Below are 15,676 nucleotides of genomic sequence, written 5' to 3' on the forward strand. Positions count from 1 at the left end.
TGGGGCAAGTTACGCAAAAACGGGTAAGAAATTTCGCAGGGGGTGCAGCCCGGTCACGGATGTCACCGGGCAGAAGGCGTTATCGTTCGCGCTTTTTCGGCATCATACGCAGCAGCGTATTGTCCTTGAAAAAGTAATGGTGCAGCAGTGCGGCAGCGGCATGCAGGCCAACAATAAAGTAACCGAGCGTGGCGAGAAGCTCATGGTACTCCTTGAGCGTGTCGACCAGATCGAAATTAGCCTCGGCGGCGTGGGGCATCGGCAGGCCGAAGGCGATCCACGGGCCGCCGCGGTTATACATCATCAGCAGGCCCAGCAGCGGCAAGGCGATAAACAGCAGATAAATCGCCAGATGCCCGAGGTGCGCCAGCCCGGTCATCATCGCGGAGGGCTTGGGCGTAATAGGCGGTGCCGGATGTTTTAGCCGCACCAGTAGCCGCGCAACCATCAGTACGAGAACAGAGATACCGCATGAGACATGGACAATATTGAAATAAGGCCGGTAACTGCGCGGCGCAAATCCGCGAAACTCCATGGCGCAGTATGCGCCGACGACCAGCAGCACTACCAACCAGTGGATGGCGATCTGCGGGCCGGAATAGTTGCTACGCATAAGAAACCCCTGAAAGAACGAACCGGCCTTCAACATAACGGGGTTTCCTTAAAAATTCATTAACTTTTCCGTATCACTTTTCAGCCACTTAGCGCTTACGCACCGCGTGTGGTTTGCGCAGTAAAACCCGACAACGCAATACTGAATAAGTACAAAACATAAGGAGCCTGTGTGGATAAGCTGACGCCGCAAACACTACTGAGTTTAATGGAGGACGCCGTCGCGCGCGCCACCACGTTTCCCGTCTGGCCGCAGGGCGAAGCGCCCGGCGCGAAGGTCAGCCCGGTACAGTTTCAGTTGGAAAAAGAGCATACCGGCCCCTCGCCGTTCGATCGCTCGGTGACCGGCGTGCGGGCACCGGAAATCACCGTTTATGCGCCACAGCACCCCAACGGTGTCGGCATTCTGGTGACGCCCGGCGGCTCTTACCGCCGTGTGGTGCTGGATAAAGAGGGCAGCGCCCTCGCCCCCTTCTTTAATGAACGCGGTTATACCCTGTTTGTGATGACCTACCGCTTCCCCGGCGATGGCCATGCCGAGGGAGCAGACGCGCCGCTGGCGGATGTGCAGCGGGCAATGCGCCTTATCCGCGCCCAGGCGGAGCGCTGGCAGCTTGATGCGGACAAACTTGGCGTGATGGGTTTTTCCGCTGGCGGCCACGCGGCGGCGAGTCTCGGCACACGTTACAACGATTCGGTCTATACACCGCTGGATGCCATTGATGAGCAGAGCGCGCGCCCGGCGTTTATGGCGTTGGTCTACCCGGTGATCACGATGCATGCCGATATCGATCACCCGATGTCGCGCCAGCAGCTGATTGGCGATACGCCCGATGAGGCGCAGATCCGCCGCTACTCTGCCGAAGAGCAGGTCAACAGCCAGACGCCGCCAACATTTTTGCTGCATGCGGTCGACGATCCGGCGGTAAAAGTGGAAAACAGCGTGGTGATGTTCTCCGCGCTGCGCCGCATGGGCGTGCCGGTGGAGATGCATCTGTTTGAGCAGGGAAAACATGGGTTTGGTATTCGCGATGCGCTGGGCTTGCCGGTTGCCGTCTGGCCGGAGTTGATGATGGCGTGGATCGAAACTAAGGTGTGAAAACGCCCCCGCACGCTGCGGGGGCAGGCTTATCAGGATTGCAGGTAAACTACCTGGGTTTGCAGATATTCATTCAGGCCGTGGCGGCCATCCGCGCCGCCAATGCCGGACTTGCGCCAGCCCGCGTGAAAACCCTGCATCGCTTCAAAGTTCTCGCGGTTGATGTAGGTTTCACCAAACTTCAGCCCGCGCACCGCTTTAATCGCCTGGTTGAGATCGCGGGTGTAGATCGAAGAAGTGAGGCCATAGTCGCTGTCATTGGCCATCGCCAGCGCTTCATCAAGCGTGTCGAATGCGACTACCGGCAGCACCGGGCCAAAGGTCTCTTCGTGCATAATCGCCATCTCCTGCTGCACATCCAGCAGCAGCGTCGGCGGATAGAAGTAGCCTTTTCCTTCAACTTTTTCGCCGCCAAGGGCAACCCGCGCGCCTTCCGCGACTGCGCGCGCCACCTTCTCCTCCACCCGCTGCAAAGCCGCAGCATTGATAAGCGGCCCCATGGCGATATCGCTGCGTTGCGCCGGATCGCCAAATTGCACCGCTTTCATCGCTTCGCCGAGGCGGTTGACGAAACGGTCGTAAATCCCCTTCTGCACATAGACGCGCTCGGCACAGTTACATACCTGCCCGGTATTGATCACTCTTGAATCAACAATTGCTTTCACCGCCAGCTCAAGGTCGGCATCGTCGAGCACAATCGCTGGCGCTTTACCGCCCAGCTCGAGGCACACTTTGGTGATATTTTTTGCCGCCGCCGCCATGATTTTCTCCCCCGCACCGACGCTGCCGGTCATGCTCACCATCGCTACTTTCGGGTTACCCGCCAGCTCTTGGCCGACGGTTTCACCGCGTCCGAGCACCAGGTTGAAGACCCCTTTCGGTAAGCCAACCTGCTCAACGATTCTGGCGAAGGCGATAGCGTTACTCGGGGTAAATTCGCTGGGTTTGATGACAATGGTGTTGCCAGTGATAAGCGCAGGAGCCATTTTGCGGGCGATAAGGAAGAACGGGAAGTTCCACGGCAGAATGCCGGTGGTCACGCCCAGCGCGCGTTTGAAGACAAAGATATTCTCGTTCGGGCGGTCGCTTTGCAGGATCTCGCCTTCGTAACGGCGCGCCCACTCGGCCATATAGTCGATGTAATCGGCGGTGAAAGAGACTTCGACATCGGCGAGCTGCTGAATTTTGCCCCCTTCGGCGACAATCAGCGCGCTGATCTCGCTGGCCTTATCACGAATGCCGGCAGCGATTTTTCGCAGCCAGCCGGCACGCTCAATGGCGGGTAGCGCTTCCCAGCCGGGCTGTGCCCGCTCGGCGGCCTCGATGGCTTTACGTGCATCTTCGGCGCGTCCGTCAGGGATACGCGCGAGAACCTCTTCCGTTGCCGGGTTGATCACATCAAGCCAGCCTTCGCCCTGCCAGCTGACAAATTGCCCATCAATAAACATCGGGTGTTGTACGGGTGCTGTCATGATCTGCTCCTGTAATGGCATTGTTTTTAAAAAGCTAACGTGTTGTTAAAAATTTATCGCCGCAGCGGGCGATGCCGAGGCTCAGGAGCAACTTTTGTGAGGGAACGCAAAAAAGCGGCGGGAAAAGCGATCAAAAAATTATGCGTTTAGAAGATGGCGCTGCCCGTTTGCGCCACAGCTGACGCAAACGGGCATTGCCCTTACAGCGCGCGCTGGGATAAGGCCTCGGTGAGCTGAGAATCCGCCTGCAGGGTTTGCCAGGCCTGCTCAATCTCCGGCGGGAACTCGATATGCGCCAGGTAATCGCGGCCGTTAGGACCATACCCGTTCGCGTCATCCCGCAGGCGCGGCACTTCCCCCATCACCAGTGAAAGGTAACGCTCAACGGGCCATAACCCGCGTACGCGAGGCTGGAAAGCCAGCCCATCCGGCGTATTGATCAACTGTGGCGTAAAGCCCGGCCAGCTGAACCAGTGCGGTGCATTAGTACACTGCTGGCTGGCGCGGGCAAAGGTCGCCATCGTGCGTCGCTGCATGGTCGGGTCCTGAACGATCACCGCCGTTTTCGGCGCGATGTGCTGGCTTATCAACATATCGAGGCTGAAACGGGCATTCTCGCCGCTGTTGGTTGAGCGGTCTTCAATCAGTAGCTGGCTCTCATCAATCTTCCAGAACTGTCGGGCGATATCGGCGAGAATAGCCGCTTCGCCGCGCCCGGTTGTACGAATCACGTTATAACGTGGATGGCGGGCAATGGCTGAATAGAGGAATGTCGTTGAATGGCCCAAACCGCCGCTAATCAACAGCGGTGTTTTTTGCGCCGCCGCCAGCCCGCAGGCTGCTTCAATGGTCGGAATAACGGCATTGCCCGCCAGGATCACCACATCTGCCCGCACCGGCGACGGTTTGCCGGTGAAGTCATTTTGCGCCAGCCATTCACCGAGCGTATTAACGGCGGCAAGCGTCGGCTCAGGCAGAGCGGGAAATGTTGTTTTAAGCATGGAAACCTCCTTCACATTGCTGTCTCAAGCCTAACCGCACGCCGGAAGCTGAACAGAGGATCTCTCCTAATCGCGCTTTCACCCCCTACGCACCGCACAAAAAGAACACTTTTCGTGACAACGTCACACGTTAAATGACTATTTTTCCTCGCTTCCCCTACTGCGATGCAGCGCGTAATCTATATTTTTCTTATGCACTTGCATTGAATTTATGGGCGCACGTAGAATCGTTAGCCCCCTAACTATTCAGTAAGATAATCTTTAGGTCTTCATGCATAACCACACTCGATGTTTTTATCTGCCGTCTATCGTTACCCATGAGGTCAAAAAGTAATGTCTGAACCCAAACGCGACCCCTACGCGCCGCGTGAATGGGCCGCTCATGAAAAGCCGATGCTGCTCGGCTCTCCCTCAACGCCCTGGCACAGCACGCCGCGGCGCATCGCCTATGGCATCGTTGGTTTGCTGGTCTCCATGACCGGCGCACTGGGTAACGCGATGGTGACGGCGAACCTGCAAAATTTGCAGGGCACCTTTGCCGCCTGGTCAACGGAGATCGCCTGGCTCCCGGCGGTGTACGTGATGACCAACGTCTCTATCAACCTGCTGTTAGTGAAGTTTCGCCAGCAGTATGGCCTGCGGGCATTTACCGAAGGGTTTCTGGTGCTCTATGTGCTGGTCACCTTTTTCCACCTCTTTATTAACGATCTCAGCTCCGCGCTGTTTGTGCGCGGTGCTCACGGCATGGTGGCCGCCGCGCTCAGCTCGCTTGGGATCTACTACCAAATTCAGGCCTGGCCGGCGAAGCACCGCCTGAAAGCGCTGACCATCGGCATTACCGGTTCGACGCTGGCGATCCCGATTGCCCGCCTCTTCTCGACCGAACTGCTGCAACTGGACGAGTGGCGCGGGCTCTATCTGTTTGAACTGGGGCTGGCGCTCATCTCGCTCGGCTGCGTGATAGCCCTCAAACTGCCGCCGGGCGACCGTAAAAAGGTGTTTGAGAAGAAGGATTTCATCACCTTCTTTCTGCTGGCCCCCGGCATGGCGCTGCTCTGCGCGGTGCTCTCCCTCGGGCGTCTCGACTGGTGGTTTGAAACCCCGTGGCTCGGCTGGGCGCTGGCCGGTGCGCTGGTGTTAATCGTCTCGGCGATTGTGTTTGAGCACAACCGGAAGAACCCGCTGCTCAACACCCGCTGGCTCTCCAGCGGCAGTATTGTGCGCCTCGGCCTGATTATGCTGCTGATCCGCATTGTGCTTGCCGAGCAGAACACCGGGGTTTTTGGCTGGTTGCAGTATGTTGGCCTGCAAAACGAACAGATGACCCGGCTGGCGTGGTCGATTCTGGCCGGCATTATCTGCGGGATTGTCGCCAGCTGCCTGACCATCAAACCGCAGCGCCTCGGCTGGCCTATTCTCACCGCGCTGGCGCTGATGATTGTCGCCTCGCTGATGGATAGCCAGTCAACCAGCCTGACGCGCCCGGATCAGTTGATGATTAGCCAGTTCCTCTTCGGCTTTGCCAGCGCCTTTTTTATCGCCCCTGCGATGCTGGCCGGGATTGGTGGTGTCATTGCCGAACCGCGCAACCTCGTCAGCTTCTCGGTGCTGTTTGGCATGAGCCAGAATATCGGCGGGCTGATGGGCTCGGCTATCCTCGGCACCTTTCAGACGTGGCGCGAAAAGTACCACTCGAGCATGCTGGCGGATCAGCTCACCACTCTTAACCCGCTGGTCAATGAGCGCCTGCAACTCTACAGCCAGATGTACCAGAGCATGATCGGCGACAGCAGCCTGCTCAGCGTGCAGGCGGTAACACAGTTGCAGACCGCCTCGACGCTGCAGGCGACGATACTGGCTTATAACGACACTTATATGCTGACGGCGAGCGTCGCTGCCGCCACGCTATTATGGATTGCATGGCGTTTGCTGCGCCTGCGTATTACCGCTCGTCTGGCCCTGAAACGGGCAACGGGTAACAAATAATAATGATGACATTACTGGAGTTCTTACTATGAGCCAGCAGGACGCCGCTAAAGAGCAGGCAAGTACCCGCAGCAACGTGCGCGTGGTGTCCCTTTTTACCGCCGCGGCGATCGTCATCGTCGGCGTGCTGGTGATCCTTTACGCGTGGCAGTTGCCGCCGTTTACGCGCCATACGCAGTCAACGGATAACGCCTATGTGCGCGGGCAGACGACGTTTATCAGCCCGCAGGTGAATGGTTATATTACCGAAGTGCCGGTGCAGGATTTCGTCAATGTGAAAAAAGGCGACCTGATTATGCAGATTGACGACCGCATCTATCGTCAGCGCGTCGATCAGGCGAAGGCAACGCTGGCGATGAAGCGCGCCGCGCTGGAAAATAATCTGCAACAGCGCAAAAGCGCGCAGGCGGTGATCGCGCGTAATGAAGCAGCGCTCGCCAGCGCCAAAGCGCAGAACCTGCAGGCGCAGGCGGATTTAAAACGCGTCAAAGCGCTGACGGCGGACGGTTCCCTCTCTGTTCGCGAGCGCGATGCCGCGCTGGCAACCGCCGCGCAAAACAGCGCCAATATCGCCCAGGCGCAGGCGACCCTTGAGATGTCGCGCCAGGATCTGCAAACCACGATCGTCAATCGCGCTTCGCTACAGGCAGATGTGGAAAACGCCCAGGCGGCGCTGGAACTGGCGCAGATCGATCTGCAAAACACGCGCATCGTCGCCCCGCGCGACGGCCAGCTTGGGCAGATTAGCGTGCGCCTCGGCGCGTATGTTACTGCCGGAACGCATCTTACCTCGCTGGTTCCTGCCCAGCGCTGGGTGATTGCCAACCTGAAAGAGACGCAGCTGGCCGATGTCGTTGTCGGCCAGCCGGTCACCTTTAGTGTCGATGCCCTTGATGGCCGCAGCTTTAACGGCCGGGTTGAGAGCATCTCCCCGGCAACGGGCGTGGAGTTCAGCGCCATCAGCCCGGACAACGCCACCGGCAACTTTGTCAAAATCGCCCAGCGTATTCCGGTGCGCATTCAGGTGGAGGGCAAAGCCGATGAGATCGCCCGTCTGCGCCCCGGTATGTCCGTGCAGGTGCATATTGATACGCGGGAGGCGCAGTAATGAGACGCTATCCAACGCTTATCGCAATCAGCCTGCTGCTGGCGGGCTGCCAGTCGGTTGATGTGGAACGCGCGCAGCCGTCGTTACAGATCCCGGCGGCGTGGCGCAGCGAAAGCGGGCCGCTGAGTAAAGTCGACAGCGTCTGGTGGCGCAACTTTCACGACAGCCAGCTCAACCGCTATGTCGATCAGGCCCTGCGTTATAACAGCGATGTGCTGGTCGCCCGCGAGCGGGTTAATGAGTACCAGGCGCGGGTCTATGCCGCCAACGGCGCGCTATTTCCTGAAGTGGATATCGGTCTATCCGGCACCCGCGCCCGCTCGCAATCTGCCGCCACCGGTCAACCGGTGCACAGCACCCTCTATAAGGGCAATTTAACTGCCAGTTACGATGTCGATATCTGGGGAGCCAGCCGCAGCGCATCGCGGGCGGCAGAAGCGTCGCTGGAGGCACAAAAAGCGGCGGCTGCGGCGGCCGATTTAACCGTCGCCACCAATGTCGCTTCCGGTTATCTCACCCTGTTATCACTCGACGAGCAGCTGCGCGTCACGCGCTCGACGTTAAAAGCGCGGGAAGATGCCTGGCGGCTCGCCCGGCGTCAGTATGAAACCGGCTATACCTCGCGGCTGGAGCTGATGCAGTCGGATTCGGAACTACGCGCAACGCGGGCGCAAATCCCGCAACTGGAGCACCAGATTAGCCAGCAGGAGAATGCGCTCAGCGTGCTGCTTGGCAGCAACCCGGGCGCAATCCAGCGCGGCGATTTCCAGGCACTGATGCCGCTGTCGCTGCCAGCGCAGTTACCGTCAACGCTGCTTAACCGGCGGCCGGATATCGTGCAGGCCCAGCGCCAGCTGGTTGCCGCCGATGCCGGGCTTGCGGTATCGCAGGCGAAACTGCTGCCGTCGCTCAACCTGACCGCCAGCGGCAGTATGCAGGACGACACCCTGCCCGGCCTGCTCGATAACCCGCTGCGGCTGTGGAACATCGGCGGCAGCATTCTGGCGCCGCTGCTGAACCGCCAGGCGCTGAATGCGCAGGTGGATGTCTCCATGTCGCAGCGCAACCAGGCGCTCTATGGCTATGAAAGTACCGTGCGCAATGCGTTCAGAGAGGTGAATGACAGCCTCGATGCCATCACCCGCCTCGGCGAGCAGTTGACAGAACTGGAAGGTCAGCAGCAGGTGGCGGAAGAGACGCTGCGCATTGCACAAAATCGTTACCAGAACGGCTACTCCTCCTATCTGACGGTGCTTGATGCGCAGCGCACGCTCTTTAGCGCGCAGCTCAACGCCGTGCAGGTGAAAAATAATCTGTTACTGGCGCAGGTGGATCTCTATCGCGCGCTGGGTGGGGGCTGGTCCGGTATGCAGTAATTCTCAACAACACCAGGAGTTATGCTATGCAGCAGAAATGGTCCGCGGTAGATGAGTACTTAGCACAACAGCTTCTCCCTGAAGATGAGGTTCTGACGCAGATCCTCGCCAATAACCGGCGCGCCGGGTTACCTGAAATTGATGTTTCGCCAATGCAGGGTCAGTTGCTGGCGCTACTGGTGCGGATGACGCACGCTAAACGCATTCTTGAGATCGGCACGCTGGGCGCTTACAGCACGGTATGGATGGCGCGAGAGTTGCCCTCCGATGGTGAATTACTGACGCTGGAGTTCGATGCGTTACATGCCGCGATTGCCAGGGAGAACATCGAATTTGCCGGTTTAACCCGCCAGGTGAAGGTCAAAGAGGGCCCGGCGCTGGAAACGCTGGAATCTCTTGGCGAGCGCCCGCCGTTCGATCTGATCTTTATTGATGCCGATAAACCCAATAACCCGAACTACCTCAAGTGGGCGCTGCACTATTCGCGTCCCGGCACGCTGATTATTGGCGATAACGTGGTGCGCGACGGCGAAGTCACCAATCCCGCCTCCACCGATGACCGGGTACAGGGGGTGCGCAAATTTATTGAGATGATTGGCGACAACCCGCACCTGACGGCGACGGCAATGCAGACCGTCGGCACCAAAGGATGGGATGGCTTTACGCTGGCATGGGTGAATTCGTAAAAACCGTAGGCCGGATAAGCGTAGCGCCATCCGGCAATACTGCGCGGCTGGCGAACTGTTCCGTTTGCTAAGCCGCGGTTAACTGCCGGATGGCGGCTGGCGCCTTATCCGGCCTACAACCCCATAAATTCGATACCGTAGACCGGATAAGCGTAGCGCCATCCGGCAATGCTGCGCGGATGGCGAGCTATTCCGTTTGCTAAGCCGTGGTGAAATGCCGGATGGCGGCTGGCGCCTTATCCGGCCTACAAACCCATCGCATGCGGATAAATTCGATACCGTAGGCCGGATAAGCGTAGCGCCATCCGGCAATACTGCGCGGATGGCGAGCTATTCCGTTTGCTAAGCCGTGGCGAACTGCCGGATGGCGGCTGGCGCCTTATCCGCCCTACAAACCCATCGCGTGTCCGGCCTACAAAGGCATTACGCGTTAATCTGCTCCATCGCCTGCAGGATGCGTTTGTCGGAGATGGGGTACGGCGTGCCGAGCTGTTGGGCGAAGAAGCTGACGCGCAGCTCCTCGATCATCCAGCGAACCGCCTTCACCTCTTCATCATCACGGCGCGCGGGCGGCAGCTTGTTAAGCCACTGCTGCCACGCCTGCTGCACCTGCTCCACTTTCAGCATCTGTGCGCGATCGCGGTGCGGATCGACCGCCAGCTTCTCCAGCCGTTTTTCAATGGCCTGTAAGTAACGCAGCGTATCGCCGAGGCGGCGGAAACCGTTGCCGGTGACGAAACCGCGATAGACCAGCCCGTTCATCTGCGCTTTGATATCCGACAACCCCAGCGCCATGGTCATATCAACCCGCCCTTTCAGACGCTTGTTGATATTGAACACCGCCGTCAGGATCTGCTCGACCTGTTTAGCGATCTCTACCACCGTGTCGTTGAGCTCGGCACGCACTTTCTCATGCAGCGCGGCAAAGCCCTCCTCCGTCCACACCAGGCCACCCGCTTCATCGATCAGTTTATCGATACCGCAGGCGATGCAGTCATCAATCAGCTCCAGCACTTTGCCGTACGGGTTGAAGTAGAGCCCCAGCTTGGCTTTGTTCGGCAGCTTCTCGTGCAGATACTTAATCGGCGACGGAATATTCAGCAGCAGCAGGCGGCGAATACCGGCCCACATTGCATTCTGCTGCTCCTGCGGGTTATCGAACAGCTTAATTGCCACGCTGTCGCGCTCATCAACCAGCGCTGGCCAGGCCTTCACTTTGTAGCTGCCGCGCTTCTGCTCGTAGCTTTCCGGCAACTGGCCAAAGCTCCAGATATGCAGCCCGCTCTGTTCGATGCCGTCATCGGCCACCGCCGAGAGCGTCTCCTGCACTTTGCCCTTCAGCTGCTCTTTCAGCTCGCTCAGGGAGCGCCCTTCGAGCAGTTTCTTATTCTTATCATCCACCACGCGGAAGGTGATTTTCAGGTGGTCGGGCACCTGATCCCAGTGCCAGTCGTCGCGGTCAACGGTCACGCCGGTCATGCGGCGCAGCTCGCGCTCCAGCGCGTCGAGCAGCGGCATCTCCAGCGGTGTTACGCGGCCTAAAAACGCTTCGGCATAGTTCGGCGCGGGGACAAAGTTGCGGCGCGTCGGTTTCGGCAACGATTTGATCAGCGCAATCACCAGCTCGCGGCGCAGGCCGGGGATCTGCCACTCGAAGCCGCTCTCTTCCACCTGGTTAAGCAGCGGCAGCGGAATGTGTACCGTCACGCCGTCGGCATCCGCGCCCGGCTCAAACTGATAGCTCAGGCGCAGCTTGAGGTTGCCCTGATGCCAGAAGTTTGGGTAATCAAGCTTGCTGACATTTTCCGCGCCCTCTTTGATCAGCATGCTCTTTTCGAAGTTGAGCAGATCCGGCGTTTCACGGCTCGCCTTCTTCCACCAGCTGTCGAAGTGGCGGGCCGAGATCACCTCATGACTGATGCGCTGATCGTAAAACTCAAACAGCGTCTCATCATCGACCAGAATGTCGCGGCGGCGGGATTTATGCTCCAGCTCTTCCACTTCGGCGCGCAGCTTCAGGTTGTCGCGGAAGAAGGCGTGGCGGGTTTGCCAGTCCCCCTCCACCAGCGCGTGGCGGATAAAGAGCTCGCGACACAGCGCCGGATCGATCTGGCTGTAATTAACCTTACGCGCGGCAACAATCGGCAGACCGTAAAGCGTCACCTTCTCCATCGCCATCACGGCGCCCTGCGAGCGCTCCCAGTGCGGTTCGCTCCAGGAGCGTTTGATCAGATGCTGAGCAACCGGCTCGACCCACTCGGGATCGATGCGCGCGGCAATGCGCCCCCACAGGCGGCTGGTTTCTACCAGTTCGGCCACCATCGTCCACTTCGGCGGCTTCTTGAACAGACCTGAGCCAGGGAAGATGGAGAAACGGGCGTTGCGCGCGCCGGTAAACTCCTGCTTATCGGCGTCTTTCATACCGATATGCGACAGCAGCCCGGTAAGCAGCGCGATATGTATTTCGCGATACTCTGCCGGTTCGCTGTTCACCGGGATCCCCAGCTCTTTCACTACCTGGCGCAGTTGGGTGTAGATATCCTGCCATTCGCGCACACGCAGATAGTTGAGGTAATCGACGCGGCACTGGCGGCGGAACTGGTTCGAGGAGAGCGCTTTCTGCTGCTCGCCGAGGTAGTTCCACAGGTTCACAAAGGCGAGGAAATCGGACTCTTTGTCGTGGAAGCGCTGATGTTTTTCATCCGAGGCCTGTTTCTTATCCATTGGCCGCTCGCGCGGATCCTGAATCGACAGCGCCGAGGTGATGATCATCGCTTCGCGCACGCAGCCATGTTTCTGCGCTTCCAGCACCATACGCGCCAGGCGCGGGTCGACAGGCAGTTGCGACAGCTGGCGGCCGAGCGGCGTCAGTTTATAGGCGGTCTGCTGCTCGTCGGTGGCGATTGCGCCAAGCTCTTCCAGCAGGCGAACACCATCCTGAATATTACGTTTATCCGGCGCTTCAACAAATGGGAAAGCGGCGATATCGCCCAGCCCCAGCGCGGTCATCTGCAGGATAACTGATGCCAGGTTGGTACGCAGGATCTCCGGGTCGGTAAACTCCGGGCGCGAAAGGAAATCATCTTCCGAATAGAGACGAATACAGATCCCTTCCGAGATACGGCCGCAGCGCCCTTTACGCTGGTTGGCCGAGGCCTGCGACACCGGTTCAATCGGCAGACGCTGCACTTTGGTACGGTAGCTGTAGCGGCTGATGCGCGCGGTACCGGGGTCGATCACATACTTGATGCCGGGCACGGTGAGCGAGGTTTCCGCCACGTTGGTTGCCAGCACAATCCGCCGCCCGCTGTGAGGCTGAAAGACGCGGTTCTGTTCGCTGTTAGAGAGGCGCGCATAGAGCGGCAAAACTTCTGTATGGCGCAGGTCGCGTTTATTTAACGCCTCTGCCGTATCGCGGATTTCACGCTCGCCGCTCATAAAGATCAGAATGTCGCCGGCGCTTTCACGACCCAGCTCATCCACGGCGTCGAAAATCGCCTGGAGCTGGTCGCGCTCGGTGTCATCCGCCTCTTCAACAATCGGGCGATAGCGCACTTCCACCGGATAGGTGCGCCCGGAGACTTCAATAATTGGCGCATTGTTAAAGTGGCGCGAGAAGCGCTCAGGATCGATGGTCGCCGAGGTGATGATTATTTTCAGATCCGGGCGGCGCGGCAGCAGCTCGCGCAGGTACCCGAGCAGAAAATCGATGTTGAGGCTGCGTTCGTGCGCCTCATCGATAATGATGGTGTCGTACTGCATCAGCAGCCGATCCTGCTGAATCTCTGCCAGCAGGATACCGTCCGTCATCAGCTTAACGAGGGTGTTGTCGCTGACATGATCGTTAAAGCGGACTTTATAGCCAACGCAGCCGCCCGGCTCGGTCTTCAGCTCTTCAGCAATACGGTTCGCCACGGTACGCGCAGCAAGGCGGCGCGGCTGGGTATGGCCAATCAGCCCTTTGATTCCACGCCCCAGCTCCATACAGATTTTCGGCAGCTGTGTGGTTTTACCGGAGCCGGTTTCACCGGCGACAATTACCACCTGGTTATCGCGTACCGCTTCGAGGATCGCCTGCTTCTTCTGGCTGACCGGCAAGTTTTCCGGGTAGTCGATTACCGGGCGAGACGCTTCGCGCTGCGCCACTTTCGCCGCCGCCTGGGCTGCTTCTTCGGCGATCTGTTGTAACAAGGCCTGGTGAGATTCAGGATTTTTAACTTTCTTGCTGCCCTGCAGACGGCGGGCGAAGCGCTGTTTATCGCGCAGCATCAGCGTGTCGAGCTGCGCGTAGAGATCGTTAATAGTCAATTTTTGTTGTTCAGTCATAGATTTATCGGGCAGAGCACTGCCGGGAAACTGGATCAGTTTGCAATGTGCGTAGAATAGCACATCGCAACATCCCTTTTCTTGTTCAAGAAATTCGAACATGGGCTTCGATATATTGCGCTATTCATGATTGCGGATTGTGAATAGAGTGTGACGAATTCACGGGGGCAACCCAGCGTAAATACAACAAAGGAAACAACCCAATGGGTAAAGTATTAGTTCTTAAATCCAGCATTCTGGCAGGGTATTCTCAATCTTCGCAGCTCTCTGATTACTTCGTTGAACAGTGGCGTGCAAAGCACGCTGATGACGAGATCACCGTGCGCGATCTGGCTGCAAACCCGATTCCGGTGCTGGACGGTGAATTAGTTGGCGCGCTGCGCCCGAGCGATGCGCCGCTGACGCCGCGTCAGCAGGAAGCGCTATCACTCTCTGACGAGCTGATTGCTGAACTGCAGGCGCATGATGTGATTGTGATCAACGCGCCGATGTACAACTTCAACATTCCGACGCAGCTGAAAAACTACTTTGACCTGGTGGCGCGTGCGGGCGTGACGTTCCGTTACACCGAAAACGGTCCGGAAGGTCTGGTTACTGGCAAACGTGCGGTCATCGTCTCCAGCCGTGGCGGTATTCATAAAGATACCCCGTCTGATCTGGTTGCCCCGTACCTGACACTGTTCCTCGGCTTTATCGGCATCACCGACGTTAACTTTGTCTTCGCTGAAGGCATCGCCTACGGCCCGGAAGTGGCGGCAAAAGCGCAGGAAGACGCGAAAGCGGCGATCGACAGCATCGTCGTCGCATAAGCGTTATACCTCTCTTCCCCAGTGGAAGAGAGGTATTAAGCCTGTTTTAGCGCATTCACTTCGCGCATAAAGGTTCTGAAGTAGTAGTTAATCTTGCGTACTAACTCCTCCACCATAAACTTATTGAGCGGCATGCCCGGCGGATTAATGTGTGAGCTGTCAAAGTCGATCAGGCTAAAGCTGTCTGTTTGCGGATCGTAGAGAATATTGCCGAGATTAATGTCATTGTGATCGACCCCGGCGAGTTCAAGTTTTTTCGCTAGCTGCGTGGCTACATCCCCTTTTGCATATCTGGCGACAGCCCTTTCTGCAAGCCCGATATCCCCCTGCGCCAGAATGTCCGTCAGCGACGCTCCGCTGATTCTCCTGAGTTTTACTGAGACCGCTTTCTGCAGAGGATTGTCCGTCTTTCTCATCATCACATTTGCACTGCCTGCGCCGTAAAGACGATTAAACGCCGCCGCATTGTTCATTGCGCTACGCAAACGCCCTTTGCGATCGGGATCGACGATACCGCTGTAATCCTTCATCACGTACTCATCGTCATAGTGATAAACGCTGCCAATGGAACCCGTGGCGATCAGGTTTTCCGCTTTTCGATAGCGTTCATCTGCGTCAGATCCTGCTCCGCTCTTTGCCTGAGATGAATGACGTCTAAAGGGAGAGATAATTCTTTCAAATCCCCCGCGTAGCGCAGCGTGCTTTCTGACGGGCGCCTCCTCTTCCGGCTCTTGCCGAGCGGAAGGCATCGGCTGTGCGGGTTTTTTATAAGCGTACATGGGCATCATCTCCGGGTAAGAGCACCTTTTGATGATAGTAAAAAGCGCTATTCACCTGCGCGCTTTTCAGAGGTTTCACTGGCCCTGGTCGCCCGGTTTACGTAGCCACTTACCGTTAATGCCGCGCACATACTCACCCGGCTTTGCCCGCTCAACCAGCTTCTGCCCCGCCATATTGGCGACATCATCTACCGGAATATTGTTGCTATCCGCCAGCTGCTGATAGCTCTCGGTACGCGCTTTATTGATGCGTTCAACCAGCGCCAGCGTCTCGCGATCCTGACGCAGCGGTGCGATATAGCCGTTCAGCGTTTCGCCGACGCGGCCCTGGCTGCGCGCCTCATCCAGCGTGAGCGCCTGAGCGATGCCGCTGACCAGGCTTAGCGCGAGCAGTGCTCCTATGACTCGTTTTTTCATCATCG

At 58.0% G+C, this 15,676-nt stretch carries 12 protein-coding genes; 6 read left to right on the forward strand and 6 right to left on the reverse strand.

Annotated elements, in window-relative coordinates:
• Nucleotides 1-79 precede the first annotated feature (79 nt).
• On the reverse strand, nt 80-613 hold the full coding sequence (gene cybB, locus IAE48_RS04165) for a cytochrome b561 (RefSeq protein ID WP_054803634.1): 534 nt from the start codon (nt 611-613) through the stop codon (nt 80-82).
• A gap of 207 nt (nt 614-820) precedes the next feature.
• Here cybB and IAE48_RS04170 point away from each other — a divergent pair, with 207 nt between their 5' ends.
• Entirely contained in the window at nt 821-1,711 is an 891-nt protein-coding gene (locus tag IAE48_RS04170) for an alpha/beta hydrolase (RefSeq protein ID WP_233631420.1), read from the forward strand.
• Nucleotides 1,712-1,743: 32 nt separating this feature from the next.
• Here IAE48_RS04170 and aldA read toward each other — a convergent pair whose 3' ends face one another.
• On the reverse strand, nt 1,744-3,183 hold the full coding sequence (gene aldA / locus IAE48_RS04175) for an aldehyde dehydrogenase (protein ID WP_200133584.1): 1,440 nt from the start codon (nt 3,181-3,183) through the stop codon (nt 1,744-1,746).
• Nucleotides 3,184-3,383: 200 nt separating this feature from the next.
• Nucleotides 3,384-4,184 carry a YdcF family protein gene (locus IAE48_RS04180; RefSeq protein WP_200133585.1) on the reverse strand — a complete coding sequence of 267 codons (801 nt, stop codon included), beginning with the start codon at nt 4,182-4,184 and terminating at the stop codon, nt 3,384-3,386.
• A gap of 333 nt (nt 4,185-4,517) precedes the next feature.
• Between IAE48_RS04180 and IAE48_RS04185 the strand changes: the two genes are divergently transcribed.
• The 4 genes from IAE48_RS04185 to IAE48_RS04200 are packed head-to-tail and all read left to right on the forward strand — an operon-like array spanning nt 4,518 to nt 9,340.
• Nucleotides 4,518-6,170, forward strand: a complete 1,653-nt coding sequence (locus tag IAE48_RS04185; protein WP_200133586.1) for an MFS transporter — start codon at nt 4,518-4,520, stop codon at nt 6,168-6,170.
• Between the two features lie 28 nt (nt 6,171-6,198).
• Entirely contained in the window at nt 6,199-7,278 is a 1,080-nt protein-coding gene (locus tag IAE48_RS04190) for an HlyD family secretion protein (RefSeq protein ID WP_200133587.1), read from the forward strand.
• Nucleotides 7,278-8,654, forward strand: coding sequence for an efflux transporter outer membrane subunit (locus tag IAE48_RS04195; protein WP_200133588.1), 1,377 nt, complete (start codon nt 7,278-7,280; stop codon nt 8,652-8,654). The genes IAE48_RS04190 and IAE48_RS04195 overlap by 1 nt, the downstream gene beginning before the upstream one ends.
• Nucleotides 8,655-8,680: 26 nt before the next feature.
• On the forward strand, nt 8,681-9,340 hold the full coding sequence (locus IAE48_RS04200) for an O-methyltransferase (RefSeq protein ID WP_124968270.1): 660 nt from the start codon (nt 8,681-8,683) through the stop codon (nt 9,338-9,340).
• A gap of 423 nt (nt 9,341-9,763) precedes the next feature.
• Here the strand turns inward: IAE48_RS04200 and hrpA are convergent, their stop codons facing one another.
• Complete coding sequence (gene hrpA / locus IAE48_RS04205) at nt 9,764-13,666, reverse strand: ATP-dependent RNA helicase HrpA (RefSeq protein WP_200133589.1); 3,903 nt, start codon at nt 13,664-13,666, stop codon at nt 9,764-9,766.
• Nucleotides 13,667-13,869: 203 nt separating this feature from the next.
• Between hrpA and azoR the strand changes: the two genes are divergently transcribed.
• Nucleotides 13,870-14,475 (forward strand): FMN-dependent NADH-azoreductase, encoded by a 606-nt coding sequence (gene azoR, locus IAE48_RS04210; protein ID WP_042711570.1) that lies wholly within the window; start codon nt 13,870-13,872, stop codon nt 14,473-14,475.
• A gap of 35 nt (nt 14,476-14,510) precedes the next feature.
• Here azoR and IAE48_RS04215 read toward each other — a convergent pair whose 3' ends face one another.
• Together IAE48_RS04215 and IAE48_RS04220 are read right to left on the reverse strand one after the other, a co-directional pair.
• Nucleotides 14,511-15,254, reverse strand: a complete 744-nt coding sequence (locus tag IAE48_RS04215; protein WP_200133590.1) for a lipopolysaccharide kinase InaA family protein — start codon at nt 15,252-15,254, stop codon at nt 14,511-14,513.
• A gap of 75 nt (nt 15,255-15,329) precedes the next feature.
• Nucleotides 15,330-15,671, reverse strand: coding sequence for a YdbL family protein (locus IAE48_RS04220; RefSeq protein WP_200133635.1), 342 nt, complete (start codon nt 15,669-15,671; stop codon nt 15,330-15,332).
• Between the last annotated feature and the right edge of the window lie 5 nt (nt 15,672-15,676).

Source organism: Kosakonia sp. S57 (assembly GCF_016516575.1).
Classification (GTDB): Bacteria; Pseudomonadota; Gammaproteobacteria; order Enterobacterales; family Enterobacteriaceae; genus Kosakonia; species Kosakonia cowanii.